The 18,475-nt window shown below is 66.6% G+C and carries 11 protein-coding genes and 3 rRNA genes; 3 read left to right on the forward strand and 11 right to left on the reverse strand.

What is annotated here, in order from left to right; all coding sequences use genetic code 11:
* The first annotated feature begins 65 nt into the window (after positions 1–65).
* Positions 66–794, forward strand: coding sequence for a DUF4191 domain-containing protein (locus BLW76_RS02480; protein WP_091304227.1), 729 nt, complete (start codon positions 66–68; stop codon positions 792–794).
* Positions 795–850: 56 nt separating this feature from the next.
* On the opposite strand, the gene BLW76_RS02485 is transcribed toward BLW76_RS02480, so the two are convergent.
* Entirely contained in the window at positions 851–1,240 is a 390-nt protein-coding gene (locus BLW76_RS02485; RefSeq protein WP_091304724.1) for an RDD family protein, read from the reverse strand.
* Between the two features lie 269 nt (positions 1,241–1,509).
* Here BLW76_RS02485 and glnA (BLW76_RS02490) point away from each other — a divergent pair, with 269 nt between their 5' ends.
* Positions 1,510–2,934: a type I glutamate--ammonia ligase gene (gene glnA / locus BLW76_RS02490; protein WP_091304228.1), complete on the forward strand. Its 1,425-nt coding sequence runs from the start codon at positions 1,510–1,512 to the stop codon at positions 2,932–2,934.
* Positions 2,935–3,000: 66 nt separating this feature from the next.
* Here the strand turns inward: glnA (BLW76_RS02490) and BLW76_RS02495 are convergent, their stop codons facing one another.
* The 5 genes from BLW76_RS02495 to BLW76_RS02515 all read right to left on the reverse strand — a co-directional run bounded on the left by BLW76_RS02495 (position 3,001) and on the right by BLW76_RS02515 (position 8,858).
* Positions 3,001–3,426, reverse strand: a complete 426-nt coding sequence (locus tag BLW76_RS02495) for an acyl-CoA thioesterase (RefSeq protein ID WP_091304229.1) — start codon at positions 3,424–3,426, stop codon at positions 3,001–3,003.
* Between the two features lie 14 nt (positions 3,427–3,440).
* Entirely contained in the window at positions 3,441–6,416 is a 2,976-nt protein-coding gene (locus tag BLW76_RS02500; RefSeq protein WP_167384436.1) for a bifunctional [glutamine synthetase] adenylyltransferase/[glutamine synthetase]-adenylyl-L-tyrosine phosphorylase, read from the reverse strand.
* A gap of 29 nt (positions 6,417–6,445) precedes the next feature.
* The gene (locus BLW76_RS02505) at positions 6,446–7,579 is read right to left on the reverse strand and encodes an inorganic phosphate transporter (RefSeq protein ID WP_167384437.1); all 1,134 of its coding nucleotides are present in this window, start codon (positions 7,577–7,579) and stop codon (positions 6,446–6,448) included.
* Positions 7,580–7,673: 94 nt separating this feature from the next.
* Positions 7,674–8,420 carry a type 1 glutamine amidotransferase gene (locus BLW76_RS02510; RefSeq protein ID WP_091304232.1) on the reverse strand — a complete coding sequence of 249 codons (747 nt, stop codon included), beginning with the start codon at positions 8,418–8,420 and terminating at the stop codon, positions 7,674–7,676.
* Between the two features lie 15 nt (positions 8,421–8,435).
* Positions 8,436–8,858 (reverse strand): rhodanese-like domain-containing protein, encoded by a 423-nt coding sequence (locus BLW76_RS02515; RefSeq protein WP_091304233.1) that lies wholly within the window; start codon positions 8,856–8,858, stop codon positions 8,436–8,438.
* A 111-nt stretch (positions 8,859–8,969) separates the two neighbouring features.
* Here BLW76_RS02515 and BLW76_RS02520 point away from each other — a divergent pair, with 111 nt between their 5' ends.
* Positions 8,970–9,422 (forward strand): Lrp/AsnC family transcriptional regulator, encoded by a 453-nt coding sequence (locus BLW76_RS02520; protein ID WP_091304234.1) that lies wholly within the window; start codon positions 8,970–8,972, stop codon positions 9,420–9,422.
* A 346-nt stretch (positions 9,423–9,768) separates the two neighbouring features.
* Here BLW76_RS02520 and rrf read toward each other — a convergent pair.
* The 5 genes from rrf to glnA (BLW76_RS02545) form a co-directional block, all read right to left on the reverse strand.
* Positions 9,769–9,885 (reverse strand): 5S ribosomal RNA (gene rrf / locus BLW76_RS02525).
* Positions 9,886–9,941: 56 nt separating this feature from the next.
* A 23S ribosomal RNA gene (locus BLW76_RS02530) occupies positions 9,942–13,056 on the reverse strand.
* 326 nt (positions 13,057–13,382) lie between these two features.
* Positions 13,383–14,903: ribosomal RNA gene (locus BLW76_RS02535) — 16S ribosomal RNA — on the reverse strand.
* Together the 16S, 23S and 5S rRNA genes form the textbook arrangement of a ribosomal RNA operon.
* 633 nt (positions 14,904–15,536) lie before the next feature.
* A complete protein-coding gene (locus BLW76_RS02540; RefSeq protein WP_091304235.1) occupies positions 15,537–17,096 on the reverse strand; it encodes an amidase in 1,560 nt (519 codons plus the stop codon).
* Positions 17,096–18,439, reverse strand: coding sequence for a type I glutamate--ammonia ligase (glnA, locus tag BLW76_RS02545; protein WP_091304236.1), 1,344 nt, complete (start codon positions 18,437–18,439; stop codon positions 17,096–17,098). Before glnA (BLW76_RS02545) ends, BLW76_RS02540 begins: the two co-directional genes overlap by 1 nt.
* Positions 18,440–18,475: the final 36 nt, after the last annotated feature.

An 18,475-nucleotide genomic window follows, 5' to 3' on the forward strand; every position in this document is an offset into this window, starting at 1 on the left:
GTCCGGCATCCTCGCAGAGGGGGACGGGGAAACCGGGCAGGGGCACGCGGCCGTATCCTGGTCATATGGCGGGTAAGCAGGACAAGGAAGCGGCCAAGCAGGCCAAGAAGGAGAAGCGCGCGGCGAGCAAGGCGCGCCGTGGCCAGCTCTTCGAGGCCTTCAAGATGCAGCGCAAGGAAGACCCCTGGCTCATCCCGTGGATGGTCGGGGCGATCGTCGTCGTCGCCGGCGTGGCCTTCGGCATCGGGTTCTTCTTCGACGCGCAGTGGGTGCTGCTGCCCTTGGGCCTGATCCTCGGCGGCCTGCTCGCCATGATCATCTTCGGCAGGCGCGTCCAGAAGACCGTCTATTCGAAGGCCGACGGCCAGCCCGGCGCCGCGGCGTGGGCGCTGGAGAACCTGCGCGGCCGCTGGAAGGTGACGCCGACCGTCGCGGCGACGACGCAGCTCGACGCCGTGCACCGCGTTCTCGGCGGCCCGGGTGTCGTGCTGGTCGCCGAAGGCGCGCCGCACCGCGTGAAGACGCTCCTCGCCCAGGAGAAGAAGCGCGTCGCCCGGCTGATCGGCGACACGCCGATCTACGACGTGATCATCGGGCACGAAGAGAAGCAGATCCCGCTGAAGAAGCTCCAGGGCTACCTGATGAAGCTGCCGCGCAACCTCAAGCCGGCCCAGGTCGACGCCCTCGAGGCGAAGCTGGCCGCGCTCGGCAACCGCGGCGCGGCGCTGCCCAAGGGCCCGATGCCCGCCGGCGCGAAGATGCGCAACGTCCAGCGGACGATCCGCCGCCGCTGACCCCGCGTACGAGAAAGGCCCCGTCCAAGCCGGACGGGGCCTTTCTTGTACGCGGTTCAGCGCATCCGGATGACGACGGTGCCGGTCAGCCGGTCGAGCCAGCTGCGGCCGTCGGCGTTGCGGACCGCCGCCGGGATGAGCACGAACGTCAGCGCGGCCCGGACCAGCGCGCGCAGCGGGCCGACCAGCGCGGCGCCGTCGAGCCGCGCGACGCGGACGCCCACCACGGCCATGCCAGGGGTGAAGCCGAAGAAGCCGGCGGAGATCACCGAGATGACCGCCCACACGCCGCCGGACCAGAGGTTGAACTCCTGCATCGCGGCCGGGTCCTGCAGGCTGGGGTGCAGGAAGATCGCCGTGACCAGGGCCGCGACGACCAGGTCGACGATCAGCCCGAGCAGCCGCGCACCCCCGCTCGCCGCCGAGCCGACGCCCGATTCGGGCAAACCGAGCTTCTCGCCCGGCCAGCGCGAGCCGTGCTGATCAGTGCCCTGGCCACCGTCGCCGGTGCCGGGCAGCCATTCACCGGTCCATCTCGCCACCCGTCTAGGGTATGCCGGTGGCGCGGACCACATCCGACCTGGTCGGATACCCGATATCGACCACCCGTTAACACCGGCGAAACATACGGGTGACGGTCGGGCAACACCGCACTTTTAGCGTGAGCCGAAGAGAGCACTGCCGTACGAGCTCGAACGAGAAGGAGTCACCGAGGGTGCCCACTACTCCAGACGACATCCAGCGCCTCATCGCCGATGAGGACGTCGAAGTCATCGACGTCCAGTTCTGCGACCTGCCCGGCGTGATGCAGCACTTCACGGTCCCCGCCAAGGCCTTCACCGAAGACGTCTTCGAAGAGGGTCTCGCGTTCGACGGCTCCTCGGTGCGCGGCTTCCAGTCCATCCACGAGTCCGACATGCTGCTGCTGCCGGACGCGGCGACCGCGCGGATCGACCCGTTCCGCAAGGCGAAGACCCTCGCCCTCAACTTCTTCGTGCACGACCCCTTCACCCGTGAGGCGTACAGCCGCGACCCGCGCAACATCGCGCGCAAGGCCGAGCAGTACATCTCCGAGTACGGCGTCGCCGACAACGTCTACTTCGGCCCCGAAGCCGAGTTCTACATCTTCGACTCGGTCCGCTTCGACTCCGCCGAGCACGCCTCGTTCCACGAGATCGACTCGATCGAGGGCTGGTGGAACACCGGCGCCGACGAGGTGGGCGGCAACCAGGGCTACAAGACGAAGTTCAAGGGCGGCTACTTCCCGGTCCCGCCGGTCGACCACTTCGCCGACCTGCGCGACGACATCGTCCGCAACCTGACGAACACCGGTTTCGAGATCGAGCGCGCGCACCACGAGGTGGGCACCGCCGGCCAGACCGAGATCAACTACAAGTTCAACACGCTGCTGCACGCGGCCGACGACCTGCAGCTGTTCAAGTACATCGTGAAGAACACGGTGTTCGCGGCGGGCAAGACGGCGACGTTCATGCCGAAGCCCCTCGCCGGTGACAACGGCTCGGGCATGCACTGCCACCAGTCGCTGTGGAAGGACGGCCAGCCGCTGTTCCACGACGAGTCGGGCTACGCCGGCCTGTCGGACACCGCGCGCCACTACATCGGCGGCCTGCTCAAGCACGCCCCGAGCCTGCTGGCCTTCACGAACCCGACGGTGAACTCCTACCACCGCCTGGTCCCGGGCTTCGAGGCCCCGGTTTCGCTGGTGTACTCGCAGCGCAACCGTTCGGCTTGTGTCCGTATCCCGATCACGGGCAACAACCCGAAGGCCAAGCGCGCCGAGTTCCGCTGCCCGGACTCCTCGGGCAACCCGTACCTGGCGTTCTCGGCGATGATGATGGCCGGCCTCGACGGCATCAAGAACAAGATCGAGCCGCCGGAGCCGATCGACAAGGACCTCTACGAGCTCCCGCCCGAGGAGGCCAAGGACGTCAAGCTCGTCCCGGGCGACCTGGGCACGGTCCTGGACACGCTCGAGGCGGACCACGACTACCTGCTCGAAGGTGGCGTGTTCACCCCGGACGTGATCGAGACGTGGATCTCGTACAAGCGCGAGAACGAGATCGACCCGCTGCGCCTGCGCCCGCACCCGTACGAGTTCGCCCTGTACTACGACGTGTGATCGGCTAGGACGCCCCCGGACACGCCGGTGGTGAGGTGCGAAGAGCCCTCGCCACCGGCGTTTCTCCTATTCCGAGGTCGACAGCACCTTCAGGTCCGCGCCGGCCGCCTCGAAGGCTGCTCGCGGGTCGGCCACCAGCTTGCGGATCTCCAGGTCCATCAGGCCCAGGGTGCAGGCGATCTCCGCCGCCAGGGTGCCGTCGAGCTTGATGATGTTCGAATCCATCTTGAACGTCTTGCCGCTGCCGAACTTCACGTCGCAGGTCACGTCCACGACGTCGCCCGCGCGCAGTTCTCGGCGGAACACCACGTTCGTCTCCAGCAGCACCGACGCCACCTTGCCCATGCCGTGCAGGGCGCCCGCCGCTTCGAGCAGCTCCAAGCGCGCGACTTCGCCGTACGAGTGGTACACGGCGTGGTTGAGGTGGCCCAGGGTGTCCAGCTCGTAGTGCCGGACCTTGATCCGGGTCCGGAACGGCTCGCGATCGGTCACCAGGCCACTGTAGGTCAGGCCTCGTAGAACAGGTGCTCCACCACCGCGTGCGCCCGGCGGGTGAGGCGGCGGTACGTGTCGAGGAACTCGCCCGGGTCGTCGACCGCCGACTGGCCGAGGACGCGGGCCACCGCCGCCAGGTCGCGGCCCGAGCCCGGGACCTGGTCGACCGCCTTGCCGCGGACCAGCATCCCCGCGTTGCGCACGCGGGTCGCCAGCAGCCACGCCTCCGTCAGCGAGTCCGCTTCCGGCCGCTCGGCCAGGCCCGCCTCCGGGAGCACCGCCAGCGCGTCGAGCGTCGACGTCGTGCGGAGCCCGGGGACCTCGTGCGCGTGCTGGAGCTGCAGCAGCTGCACCGTCCACTCGACGTCGGCGAGGCCGCCGCGGCCGAGCTTCGTGTGCAGCGTCGCGTCGGCGCCGCGGGGCATGCGCTCAGTCTCGACGCGGGCCTTGATGCGGCGAATCTCGCGCGACTTCGTCGCGTCCAGGCCGCCTTCGGGGTAGCGGATCGGATCGATCATCGCGATGAAGCGCTCGCCGAGGTCGTCGTCGCCCGCGACGAACCGGGCCCGCAGCAGCGCCTGCGCCTCCCACACCTCGCCCCACCGCGCATAGTAGGCGCGGTACGACTCCAGCGTCCGGACCAGCGGCCCGCTCCGGCCCTCCGGCCGCAGGTCGGCGTCGACCACCAGCGCGGGATCCGAACTCGGCGCGCCCAGCATCTTCCGGACCGCCTCCGCGACCGACGAAGCGAACTTCACGGCGTCGGCATCCGAAACCCCTTCGGACGGCTCGCACACGAAGAGCACGTCCGCGTCCGAGCCGTAGCCGAGTTCGGCGCCGCCGAGCCTGCCCATCCCGATCACGGCGATGCGCGCCGGCGTGCGGCCGAGCTCGGCCTGCCGCTGGCGGAACGCCGCGGCCAGCGCGCCCTGCAGCACCGCGACCCACACCGAAGACAGCGCTTCGCAGACCTCGCGCACGTCGAGCAACCCGAGCAGGTCCGCGCAGGCGACGCGCAGGAGTTCGTGCCGCCGCAGCGAACGCGCGGCGGCGATGGCGGCGTTCAACCCGGGCTGACGCCGGACGGCGGCCCGCAGCGACGTCGCCACCTCGGCGGGCGTGCGGCCCAGCAGCCGGGCCGGGTCGCCGAGCAGCTGCAGCACCTCCGGCGCGCGGACCAACAGGTCGGGCACCAGCCGTGACGTGCCCAGCAGGAAGGCCAGGTTCTCCACGACCGTGCCCTCGTCGCGCAGCACCCGCAGGTACCACGGCGTTTCCTCGAGTGCCTCGGACACCTTCCGGTACGACAGCAGGCCGCCGTCGGGGTCGGGGGTGTCGGCGAAGAGGTCGAGCAGCACCGGCAGCAGCGCCTGCTGGATCGCCGCGCGCCGCGAGACGCCCGCGGTGAGGGCCTTGATGTGCTGGAGCGCGCCGTCGGGTGCGGTGTAGCCGAGCGCGGCCAGGCGGCTGGCGGCCTGCTTGGTGGTCAGGCGCAGCGCCTCGGCAGGCACGTTCGCGACCGACTGCAGCAGCGGCCGGTAGAAGATCTTCTCGTGCAGCCGCCGGATTCCCTTGCCGTGCCGCCGGAACTCCGCGAGCAGCGCCTCGCCCTGGCTCTTGCCGCCGCTCGCCTTGATCCCGCTGGCCCTGGCGAGGATGCGGAGCTCGTCGGTGTCCGCCGCCGCCGGGAACAGGTGCGTCCGGCGCAGCCGCCGCAGCTGCAGCCGGTGCTCGATCATCCGCAGGAACTCGTACGACGCGCCCAGCTCGGCGGCGTCCTGACGGCCGACGTACCCGCCTTCGCCGAGCGCCGCGAGCGCGTCCATCGTGGACGGTGAGCGCAGGTCCGCGTCGACCCGGCCGTGCACGAGCTGCAGCAGCTGCACGGCGAACTCGACGTCGCGCAGGCCGCCGCGGCCCAGCTTCAACTCGCGTTCGGCGTGCTCGGACGGCACGTGGCCCTCGACCCGGCGGCGCATCTGCTGCACCTCGGCGACGAAGTTGTCGCGGTCGGCCGCCGACCACACCAGCGGCGCCACCATCTCGGCGTACTGGCGGCCGAGGTCGGCGTCGCCCGCCACCGGCCGCGCCTTGAGCAGCGCCTGGAACTCCCAGGTCTTGGCCCACTTCTGGTAGTAGCCGTGGTGGCCGTCGAGGGTCCGGACGAGCGCGCCGGCCTTGCCTTCGGGGCGCAGCGCCGCGTCGACCTCGAAGCACGCCTTGCCGACGACGCGCATCATCGTGCTCGCCAGCCGCGTCGCGAGGCCGAGGTCGCCCTCGCCGACGAAGATGACGTCGACGTCGCTGACGTAGTTGAGCTCCCGGCCGCCGCACTTGCCCATCGCGATGACCGCCAGGGTGCCTTCGGCGGACGCACCGGCTTCGGCCTCGGCGACGACCAGCCCGGCCGCGAGCGTGGCCTCCGCGAGCACGGTCAGCTGCGCCGCGACCTCGGCGTAGCCCGGGTGCTCGAGCCCGGCCTCGACGACGTGCCCGAGATCGGCGGCGGCGATGCCGAGCAGCTGGCTGCGGTAGGCGACCTTCAGCGCCTGCTCGGCCTTGAGCCCGGTGAGCACCGAACCGTCGCCATCGAGCAGCGCCGTGCGCAGCGCTTCGCGGTAGCAGGCGGAGTCGGTGCACTTGTCCCCGGTGAGCGAGTGCCACTGCTCCGGGTGGGCGGCGAGGAAGTCGGCGAGCGCGCTCGACGTCCCGAGCACGCTGAGGAAGCGGCCGCGGAACGTCCGGTGCGTGCGCAGCTGCGCTTCGAGGGCGGCCCACTCGGCGGCGTCGGCCTCGCGGATCCGGTCCAGGCCGCGCAGTGCGAGGTCCGGGTCGGCGGTGCGGGACAACGCCGCGAGCACGTCGGCGGCCGGCTCGACCGGGCCGGCGTCGGCCCACCAGCCGGCCGCGCGCAACTGACCCTCGGCACGGGCATCGGTGAAGCCGTACCTCGCCGCCGAAGCGGTCGTTCGCGCGCGGTCTGCCATCACCGACCACCGTAGCCGGGGAACGCGGCTCAGGCCGCGAGCCGGCCCGGCTCGGTTCCGGCGGGCGTCGGCTCGGGCACCTGGAAGCTGTGCGCGGTGACGGGGTGGCGCCGCGAGAGGAGGTAGATGCCGAGGCCGACGCCGGCCCCGACGACGCCGACGGCGATCGTGCCCGCGTCGCCGAGCGAGGCGATCTTGCCGGAGATCGCGCCGATGATCGCGGCCGCGGGCAGCGTGAACAGCCAGGCGACGACCATCCGGCCCGCCATCCGCCAGCGCACCGGCGCGTCCCGCCGGCCGACGCCGGAGCCGACGATCCCGCCCGAGCAGACGTGCGTCGTCGACAGCGGGAAGCCCAGCCGCGACGAGACCAGGATGACCAGGGCCGAGCTCGTCTGGGCGGCGAAGCCCTGCGGGCCCTCGATGTCCGTCAGGCCCTTGCCGAGGGTGTGGGTGATGCGCCAGCCGCCGAGGTAGGTGCCGAGCGCCAGCGCGCACGCGGCGCTGACGATCACCCAGACGGGCGGCGGCGCGCCGGCCGGAAGGCTGCCGGCGGTGACGAGGGTGAGCGTGATGATGCCCATCGTCTTCTGCGCGTCGTTGGTGCCGTGCGCGAGCGAGACCAGGGAGGCCGAGACGACCTGGCCGACCTTGAACCCGCGCGTGGCCGGGCGGCCGCGCACGAGGAAGCGGTAGACCAGGTAGGTGGCGGTCATCGCGACGAGCCCGGCGATGACCGGGCTGGCCGCGGCCGGGACCAGGACCTTCTCGACGATCTTTCCGAAGTGGACGGAGTCGGCGCCCGCCGAGATCCAGGTGGCGCCGATCAGGCCGCCGAACAAGGCGTGCGACGAGCTCGACGGCAGGCCGACGAACCACGTCACGAGGTTCCAGACGATGGCGCCGATCAGCCCGCCGAAGACGATCGCCGGGCCGATCTTCGTGTCGTCGACGAGGCCGCTGGAGATCGTCTTGGCGACTTCGACCGACAGGAACGCGCCGACCAGGTTCAGGACCGCCGAGATCGCGACGGCCACGCGGGGCTTGAGCGCCCCGGTGGCGATCGATGTGGCCATCGAGTTCGCGGTGTCGTGGAACCCGTTCGTGAAATCGAAAATGAGGGCCGTGACGACGACGACCACGACCAGCAACGAGGGTTGCACCCCGACCTCCGCACCCTTGTGGGGACTCCTCCCGCAAGGTACCTGACGGGTACGCCCGGCGTTAACAGGATGTTGCTGGTTGTGACCTCTGTCGTTAAGCCAGCGGCAAAGTACGTTGACTGGCGACCGCCGCTTCGAGTTCTCCGGCGGCCAGCTTGACGAACCGGTGCGCGAACGGCCGCCAGGTTTCGGCGATGTCGGCGTGCACGGTGACCAGGTTTTCGTGCTCGAGCGAGCCCGGCCGGGCGAATTCGGCTTCTTCGGGGCATTCCGCGGCCCAGCTCTCGACGACGGCCGGCGTCGTCTCGATGTGGAACTGGACACCGTAGACACAACGCCCGAGCCGGTAGGCCTGGTGCGCGTAGCGCGGCGAGGACGCGAGCAGTTCGGCGCCGGGCGGGAGCCGGGTGATGGCGTCGGTGTGGAACTGGAGGACGTCCTGCATCAGCGGCAGGTCGGCGAACAGCGGGTCGGTCCACGCCGCGTCCTTCTTGCTGACGAGGTGCGGACCGACCTCCGGCCCGTCGGGGGCGACCTCGACGCGTCCGCCGGTCGCGACGGCCAGCAGCTGTGAGCCGAGGCAGATGCCCAGGGTGGGCAGGTTCTTCGCCGCGGCCTCGGCCAGCAGGCGCCGGACGCCGGCGAGCCACGGGTGCTTGGCGTCGTCTTCGGCGCCCATGCCGCCGCCGAGGCAGACGACGGCCTGGTAGCCGTCGAGGTCGGGCAGGTCGTGGTCCGGCTGCAGGCGGACGTCGAGTTCGGCGCCGGCCTCGGTCAGCCAGTCGCCGAGGGGGCCCAGCGGGTCCGACGTGTCCGGCTGGATGATCAGGATGCGTGTCACGTGTTCCAGGGTAGGTCAGCAGGCACAGCGAATTGCTCGTTCGGTGGCCCCTTCCACCGGGTAGCCGGCGGCGATCCAGGCGGTGATGCCGCCGGAGAGCCGTTTCACCTTGAAGCCGAGCTCGGCGAGCTTGAGCGCGCCCTTGGTGGCGGCGTTGCAGACGGTGCTTTCGCAGTAGCAGACGTAGACGAGGTCCCGGTCGAGGTCTTTCGTGCTTTCCGGCGTCATGTCCCGGTAGGGCAGGTTGACGGCACCGGGGATGCGAGCGTGGGCGAACGCTTCGGGCGCCCGCGTCTCGACGACGACGTAGCCCTCGGTGCGTCCGGCTTCGAGGTCCTGGACGAGATCGTCGGGATCGACCTCGAACCCGAGCTCGGCCGCGAAGTACCGGGCGGCGGCTTCGGGTGTCGCGGCGGGGAAGGCGAGCGTGCGTGTCATGGGGTAAATCCTGCTGGGGAAGGCGGATCCGGGACAGGGCAGAATCGGGGCGGAAGCCCGGAACGGCCGGGGATTTCCCTGTTCTGGCCCTGCGAACCCGGGAGAGTTGCGGTGGACCACCTCGACGACGTCGACTGGCGCCTGCTGGAGCTCCTGCAGCAGGACGGCCGGCTGAGCTTTTCGGAGCTGGGCCGCCGGATCTCGCTGTCCGGCTCGGCGGTGACGGAGCGGGTCCGCCGGCTCGAGGAGCGCGGAGTGATCACGGGCTACGCGGCGAGCATCGACACGACGAAGCTGGGGTTGCCGATCGAGGCGTTGGTGCGGGCCCGGGTTCGCAGCTTGGACACGCCTCGCTTCCGGACGGCGGTGTTGCCGCTGCCCCAGGTCGTGGCGGCGGATCACGTGACCGGTGAGGAGTGCTGGGTGCTGCGGGTGCTGTGCCGGGACACCGCCGAGCTGGAGGCGCTGCTGGAGACGGTGCAGCGGTACGGGGAGACGAGCACGTCGCTGGTGTTGTCGTCGCCGCTGCGGAGGCGGCCGGTGGGGCGGCCGGGGTCGGGTTGAGGTCTTGGGCGGGAGCGTCACGTGTGGCTGGAGGGGCATCGCGTGTGACTGGGGAGGCATCGCGTGTGTTCTGCGGGGCATCACGGGGGCCGGGCGTGCGTGGCTCGTGTGATCCGGGGCGGATGTCGCGTGATCCGGCGCGGGATTCGCGTGATTGGGGCCGGATCTCGCGTGTTTGGAGGCGGGACTCGCGGACCTGCCGGTCGGCCGGCGTGTCTGGAGGGTCGACACGTGTGATTGCCGGGTCGACACGCGTGATTGGGGGGTCGACACGCGGCCGGGCGGGAAATGGAGGAAGGCCCCGGGAGACGTTTCCGTCTCGACCGGGGCCCTTCCTTCAAGGTAAGTTCGGCGGTGTCCTACTCTCCCACAACCCTTCGGTTGCAGTACCATCGGCGCTGTCAGGCTTAGCTTCCGGGTTCGGAATGGGACCGGGCGTTTCCCTGACGCTATAACCACCGAAACACTACGAAACACGCATGGTGTCTCAGAACCGTAGAGTGGATGCGTAACATCTTCGTAGGCAAGTCCTCGGCCTATTAGTACCAGTCAACTCGACAACACATTACTGTGCTTCCATTTCTGGCCTATCAACCCAATGGTCTGTTGGGGGCCTTAACCCACAAAGGGTGGGATACCTCATCTTGGAACAGGCTTCCCGCTTAGATGCCTTCAGCGGTTATCCCTTCCGAACGTGGCCAACCAGCCATGCCCTTGGCAGAACAACTGGCACACCAGAGGTTCGTCCGTCCCGGTCCTCTCGTACTAGGGACAGCCTTCCTCAAGTATCCTACGCGCGCGGCGGATAGGGACCGAACTGTCTCACGACGTTCTAAACCCAGCTCGCGTGCCGCTTTAATGGGCGAACAGCCCAACCCTTGGGACCTACTCCGGCCCCAGGATGCGACGAGCCGACATCGAGGTGCCAAACCATGCCGTCGATATGGACTCTTGGGCAAGATCAGCCTGTTATCCCCGGGGTACCTTTTATCCGTTGAGCGACACCCCTTCCACCAGGAGGTGCCGGATCACTAGTCCCGACTTTCGTCCCTGCTCGACATGTCTGTCTCACAGTCAAGCTCCCTTGTGCACTTGCACTCAACACCTGATTGCCAACCAGGCTGAGGGAACCTTTGGGCGCCTCCGTTACTCTTTAGGAGGCAACCGCCCCAGTTAAACTACCCATCAGGCACTGTCCCTGAACCAGATCATGGTCCGAGGTTCAGATTCCCAATTCGACCAGAGTGGTATTTCAACAACGACTCCACAACAACTAGCGTTGCCGCTTCACAGTCTCCCACCTATCCTACACAAGCCGAACCGAAAACCAATACCAAACTATAGTAAAGGTCCCGGGGTCTTTCCGTCCTGCCGCGCGTAACGAGCATCTTTACTCGTAGTGCAATTTCGCCGGGCCTGTGGTTGAGACAGCCGGAAAGTCGTTACGCCATTCGTGCAGGTCGGAACTTACCCGACAAGGAATTTCGCTACCTTAGGATGGTTATAGTTACCACCGCCGTTTACTGGCGCTTAAATTCTCAGCTTCGCCCCGAAAGGCTAACCGGTCCTCTTAACGTTCCAGCACCGGGCAGGCGTCAGTCCATATACATCGTCTTGCGACTTCGCATGGACCTGTGTTTTTAGTAAACAGTCGCTTTCCGCTGGTCTCTGCGGCCACCCACCCCTAGCCTGTAAAAAGCTTCAGGATGTTTGGCCCCCCTTCTCCCGAAGTTACGGGGGCATTTTGCCGAGTTCCTTAACCACAGTTCACCCGATCGCCTTGGTATTCTCTACCTGACCACCTGTGTTGGTTTGGGGTACGGGCCGTGCATGCACTCACTAGAGGCTTTTCTCGGCAGCATAGGATCACTCTACTTCGCCTCAAACGGCTACACATCACGTCTCAGCCTCATGGAACACGGATTTGCCTATGTTCCGGCCTACACGCTTATACCAGGACAACCATCGCCTGGCGGAGCTACCTTCCTGCGTCACCCCATCGCTTGACTACTACGAAATCAGGTCCCACGCTCCACACACACCATCCACCCGAAGGCTTCAGATGCGGCTTTGGGTGGTTAGTATCAAACGCCTCGTCATGGGCGCACATGCTCGGGTACGGGAATATCAACCCGTTGTCCATCGACTACGCCTGTCGGCCTCGCCTTAGGTCCCGACTTACCCTGGGCGGATTAGCCTGGCCCAGGAACCCTTGGTCATCCGGCGGCAGAGTTTCTCACTCTGCATTCGCTACTCATGCCTGCATTCTCACTCCCACACCCTCCACGACTGGCTTCCGCCGCCGCTTCCCTGGATGCAGGACGCTCCCCTACCCATCCGTGCCACTAGACAACACCCACAAGGAGTGAAGCCGATGTATTGCACGAATGACACAGCTTCGGCGGTGTGCTTAAGCCCCGCTACATTGTCGGCGCAGGACCACTTGACCAGTGAGCTATTACGCACTCTTTCAAGGGTGGCTGCTTCTAAGCCAACCTCCTGGTTGTCTGGGCAATCCCACATCCTTTCCCACTGAGCACACACTTAGGGGCCTTAGCTGGTGTTCTGGGCTGTTTCCCTCTCGACGACGAAGCTTATCCCCCGCCGTCTCACTGCCACGCTCTCACTAACCGGTATTCGGAGTTTGGTTGATTTCGGTAACCCGGTAAGGCCCCTAGACCATCCAGTAGCTCTACCCCCGGCAAGAAACACGTGACGCTGCACCTAAATGCATTTCGGGGAGAACCAGCTATCACGGAGTTTGATTGGCCTTTCACCCCTACCCACAGCTCATCCCCTCAGTTTTCAACCTAAGTGGGTTCGGGCCTCCACGACGTCTTACCGTCGCTTCACCCTGGCCATGGGTAGATCACTCCGCTTCGGGTCTAGACCACGCGACTCATACGCCCTATTCAGACTCGCTTTCGCTACGGCTACCCCACACGGGTTAACCTCGCCACGCAGCACTAACTCGCAGGCTCATTCTTCAAAAGGCACGCCATCACCCAAAGGCTCTGACGGCTTGTAGGCACACGGTTTCAGGTACTCTTTCACTCCCCTCCCGGGGTACTTTTCATCTTTCCCTCACGGTACTCGTCCGCTATCGGTCTTCAGGAAGTATTTAGGCTTACCGGGTGGTCCCGGCAGATTCACAGCAAATTCCACGAGCTCGCTGCTACTCGGGAACACCAAACAAACAACCAACAATGCGTTTTCGCGTACGGGGCTCTCACCCACTCCGGCCGCCCATCCCAAGGCGTTCCACTAACACACGTGATCATTCCGAGGACTGTCAGATCCTCGACGCTGGGTCCCACAACACCGCCTGCACAACGCCTGACAGCTTGACATACAAACGGTTTAGCCTCTTCCGCTTTCGCTCGCCACTACTCACGGAATCACGGTTGTTTTCTCTTCCTGCGGGTACTGAGATGTTTCACTTCCCCGCGTTCCCTCCACACACCCTATATATTCAGGTGCGGGTAACACCACATCACTGGTGCTGGGTTTCCCCATTCGGAAATCCTCGGATCACAGCTCGGTTGACAGCTCCCCGAGGCATATCGCAGCCTCCCACGTCCTTCATCGGCTCCTGAAGCCAAGACATCCACCATGTGCCCTTAACAACTTGACCACAAAGATGCTCGCATCCACTCTACAGTTCTCAAACACCACACCAGAAACAAACGCGTTCCCAGGGCAGAAGCCCTAAGGCGTGTTGCCTCAGGACCCAACAGTGTGCCAAGTGAACAACCACCCTCCCCGGCGCCGGCCCAACGTTCCACGCGAAGCAAGCTCCGCAGTACTAGTCGAGGCATTGCCGACCAAGAGTGACCATAGCCAGTAGTTCCACAATTCCTTGAGCAAGCCCGGCAACACCACGTGCGGGTGTTAAACCGTGCCCACCCCACCAAGGTTGGTCCGGGAATCCCGGCCTGGTGGATGTGTTGTGCTCCTTAGAAAGGAGGTGATCCAGCCGCACCTTCCGGTACGGCTACCTTGTTACGACTTCGTCCCAATCGCCAGTCCCACCTTCGACCACTCCCTCCCCTTGCGGGGTTGGGCCATGGGCTTCGGGTGTTACCGACTTTCATGACGTGACGGGCGGTGTGTACAAGGCCCGGGAACGTATTCACCGCAGCGTTGCTGATCTGCGATTACTAGCGACTCCGACTTCACGCAGTCGAGTTGCAGACTGCGATCCGAACTGAGACCGGCTTTAAGGGATTCGCTCCACCTCGCGGTATCGCAGCCCTCTGTACCAGCCATTGTAGCATGTGTGAAGCCCTGGACATAAGGGGCATGATGACTTGACGTCATCCCCACCTTCCTCCGAGTTGACCCCGGCAGTCTCCCACGAGTCCCCGCCATAACGCGCTGGCAACGTAGGATAAGGGTTGCGCTCGTTGCGGGACTTAACCCAACATCTCACGACACGAGCTGACGACAGCCATGCACCACCTGTACACCAACCACAAGGGAAGCCCCATCTCTGGGGATGTCTGGCGCATGTCAAGCCCAGGTAAGGTTCTTCGCGTTGCATCGAATTAATCCACATGCTCCGCCGCTTGTGCGGGCCCCCGTCAATTCCTTTGAGTTTTAGCCTTGCGGCCGTACTCCCCAGGCGGGGCGCTTAATGCGTTAGCTACGGCACGGACAACGTGGATGTCGCCCACACCTAGCGCCCAACGTTTACAGCGTGGACTACCAGGGTATCTAATCCTGTTCGCTCCCCACGCTTTCGCTCCTCAGCGTCAGTATCGGCCCAGAGACCCGCCTTCGCCACCGGTGTTCCTCCTGATATCTGCGCATTTCACCGCTACACCAGGAATTCCAGTCTCCCCTACCGAACTCAAGTCTGCCCGTATCGACCGCACGCTCCACGTTAAGCGTGGAGATTTCACGGCCGACGCGACAAACCGCCTACGAGCTCTTTACGCCCAATAAATCCGGACAACGCTCGCACCCTACGTATTACCGCGGCTGCTGGCACGTAGTTAGCCGGTGCTTCTTATCCAGGTACCGTCACTTGCGCTTCGTCCCTGGCGAAAGAGGTTTACAACCCGAAGGCCGTCATCCCTCACGCGGCGTCGCTGCATCAGGCTTGCGCCCATTGTGCAATATTCCCCACTGCTGCCTCCCGTAGGAGTCTGGGCCGTGTCTCAGTCCCAGTGTGGCCGGTCACCCTCTCAGGCCGGCTACCCGTCGTCGCCTTGGTAGGCCACTACCCCACCAACAAGCTGATAGGCCGCGGGTTCATCCTGCACCGCCAGAACTTTCAACCACTTCAGATGCCTGATGTGGTGATATCCGGTATTAGACCTCGTTTCCAAGGCTTATCCCAGAGTGCAGGGCAGATTACCCACGTGTTACTCACCCGTTCGCCACTCATCCCCCACCGAAGTGGGTTCAGCGTTCGACTTGCATGTGTTAAGCACGCCGCCAGCGTTCGTCCTGAGCCAGGATCAAACTCTCCAACAATGTCTTCGAATTCAATCGAGGCAAATGTAATGCTCTCAAAGGAAACCCCGACGAGGGGGTTTCATATAAGCTCTACTGGCTTAGTTCACTAGCACACTGTTGAGTTCTCAAGCAACACACTCCGGACTCACCGCCTTATCAGCGGCTATATCCTCGGCAGTTGTTCCAAGCGATATTCACAAGCTTTTGGTCGAGCACGCCTCAGCCTACGGGTTTAGTCGTAGGGGGTCGGCGGCCGCTCGTGGGCCGACGCTGAACATTACCCGGTCCGATCCGCGGTGTCAACCCGCTCGTCCCGGCCTGGTCTCCGGGGCTTGCGGCCCCGGTGTGACCCGGTGTTCCTGGCGACGAAGAGAAGATTACATGCCCCCGAACCGCCCCAAAACAGGGGGGTCACTTAACGGCATCGCTGCAGGTCAGAGCGCTCACGGAGGGCTACGACGGCGGCCGGCCGGGCCGCGGCTCCGGAAGGGGTGGCCGTGCCGGCGGGTGGTGCGGGCACGAATCGCGGCGGTCGCAGAAGGCTGGACCCCTCGGAGGGGCGGCGACAGGCTGCGGCCGGCGGGAGGTGGAGCCGGCCCACGGATGGTCGCCGACGAAAGGCAGCGGCCGACGGTGGTCGGCCGGCGATCGCTACGACGGCAGCGTCGGCAGGTACCGGGGCGGGACCCGCACCGGAGCCACCCGGGAAAAGTCCGCCGCCAATGCCAGCATCCGGGCGTCGGACCACCTCGCGCCCATGAACGAGATCCCCACCGGGAGCGGTCCGGCGAACCCGGCCGGCACCGTCACGTCCGGGTAGCCCGCCACCGCGGCCGGGGTCGATGACGGGATCACGTCGTTGTCGCCCACCTCGCAGTCCGTCTTCCACGCCGGCGGGTTGGTCGGCGAGGCGATCGCGTCCAGGTGGTGCGCCGCCAAGGTCTCGTCCAATGACCGGCGGGCGAGGTCCGAAAGCTCCGCGCGGCCGGCGAGGTAGCCCGGGTCCGTGGGCGGTGGCGCGGCCAAGGCCTGCTCGAACAGCTCCTGGCCGGCGAAGCACGTCTGTTCCAGCGGGTCCGCACGGTTGTACGCGATCAGCTCGGCCAGGTTCCGGGGGCCGGACGGGCGGGTTGCCAGGTACGCGTCGATGTCGCGGTGGAACTCCGTCAGCAATGCCGGGAACTCCAGCTCAAGCAGGCGCGCCTGGTACGGCGGCGTCACCTCGACGACCGTTGCACCCGCTTTGACCAGGGAGTTTCGGGCCGAAGTCATGATCGTGTCGGTGGCCGGGCCGAGGACCGGGAGCCGCCAGAGGCCGATGCGGGTGCCGCGGAGGGCTCCTGGGCGGAGGTGCTTCGCGTAGTCCGTCGGCTGGGTGCGGGGGTAGGTCAGGGTCGCCGGGTCCGCGGGGTCGCGGGCCTGCAGGACCGACAGCGTCAGGGCCACGTCGACGACGTTGCGGGCGATCGGGCCCGCCGTGTCCTGCTCGGCCGAAATCGGCACCACGCCGGTGCGGCTGACCAGGCCGAGGCTCGGTTTGTGCCCGACCGTCGCCGTCATGCCGGCCGGGCACACGATCGACCCGTCCGTCTCGGAGCCGATCGACACCTGGGCCAGCGACGCCGCCACCGCGGCCGCCGAGCCCGCGGATGACCCGCACGGGTTACGGTCCAACACGTACGGGTTGTTCGTCTGCCCACCCACGCCCGACCAGCCCGACGTCGGCTTCGCGGCGCGGAAGTTCGCCCACTCGGAGAGGTTCGCCTTGCCGAGGATCACCGCTCCCGCGTCACGCAATCGGGTGATCAGCGTGGCGTCCCGGGCCGGGCGGCTCCGCAATGCCCGCGACCCGGCCGTCGTCCACTGGTCGCGGGTGTCGACGTTGTCCTTGACCAGCACCGGGATGCCGTCGAGCGGGCCGCGCAGGCGGTGCGCGCGACGGCGGGCGTCACTGGCCGAAGCCTGCGAGAGCGCGGCCGGGTTGAGGGCCAGGACCGCGTTGACCTTACCGTCGATCCGGTGAATCCGATCGAGGTAAGTGCTGGTCAGCCCCACCGCGGTGAGCCGGCCGGACGCCATCCGCGCCTGCAGTGCCGGGATGTCGGCGGCGTCGAGGTCGAAGCGGGCGCCGGAAGAGGCAACGGCGGGCGCGGCGGGAACGAGCACGAGTGCGGCGGCCAGGATCGCGAGGAACACCGGCCGCCGCCCCATCAGAGCACCGGCAGCAGGGTTCGGAGTTCGTACGGGGTGACCGCGCTGCGGTAGTTGTCCCACTCCACGCGCTTGTTCCGGAGGAAGAAGTCGTACACGTGCTCGCCGAGCGCTTCCGGCAGGAGCTCCGACTTCTCCATCTCGGCCAGCGCCTCCCCCAGGTTCTGCGGCAGCTGCGCGTACCCGGCGGCACGCCGCTCGGCGTCGCTGAGCTGCCAGATGTTGTCCTCGGCGGGTGGCGGCAGCTCGTAGCGCTTTTCGATCCCCTTGAGCCCGGCGGCCAGGATGACCGAGTACGCCAGGTACGGGTTGCACGCCGAGTCCAGCGTACGGATTTCCACCCGGCGGGATGACGCCTTACCGGGTGAATACATCGGGACGCGGACGAGCGCGGAGCGGTTCGCGCGGCCCCACGAAACCGTCGTCGGGGCCTCGCTGCCGCTGATCAGGCGCTTGTAGGAGTTCACCCACTGGTTGGTGACCGCCGAGATCTCCTTCGCGTGGTGGAGCACCCCGGCGACGAAGGCCTTGCCGGTTTCCGACAGCTCGTGCGGGTCCTCGGCGTCGTAGAACGCGTTGCGGTCGCCCTCGAACAGGCTGACGTGCGTGTGCATCCCCGAGCCGGGCTGGTCGGTGAACGGCTTGGGCATGAACGTCGCGCGCACGCCCTGCGTCAGTGCGACCTCCTTGACGACGTAGCGGAACGTCATCACGTTGTCGGCCATGGTCAGCGCGTCGGCGTAGCGGAGGTCGATCTCCTGCTGGCCGGGGGCGCCTTCGTGGTGGCTGAACTCGACCGAGATGCCCATCGCTTCCAGGGTCTCGATGGCGTGCCGGCGGAAGTGCGTCGCCGTGGCGTGGCTGGCCTGGTCGAAGTAGCCGCCGTTGTCCGCGGGCTCCGGCTCGCTGCCGTCGTCGGGCATGTTCGAGAGCAGGAAGAACTCGATCTCCGGGTGGACGTAGCACGTGAAGCCCGCTTCGGCGGCCTTCGACAGCTGGCGGCGCAGCACGTGCCGCGGGTCCGCCCACGACGGCGAGCCGTCGGGCATCGCGATGTCGCAGAACATGCGGGCCGAGTACGGGCCGCCGTCCGGGGTCTCCCAGGGCAGGACCTGGAACGTGGCCGGGTCGGGCTTGGCGACCATGTCCGATTCGTAGACGCGCGCGAAGCCCTCGATGGCCGAGCCGTCGAAGCCGATCCCGTCGTTGAAAGCGCCCTCGAGCTCGGCCGGCGCGACGGCGACGGACTTGAGGAACCCCAGCACATCGGTGAACCAGAGACGAACGAAACGGATGTCGCGCTCCTCGAGCGTGCGGAGCACGAATTCCTGCTGGCGATCCATGGCCGCACCCTAACCACAGCGTGTTAACGGCATGTT

The organism is Amycolatopsis tolypomycina (assembly GCF_900105945.1).
Taxonomy (GTDB): domain Bacteria; phylum Actinomycetota; class Actinomycetes; order Mycobacteriales; family Pseudonocardiaceae; genus Amycolatopsis; species Amycolatopsis tolypomycina.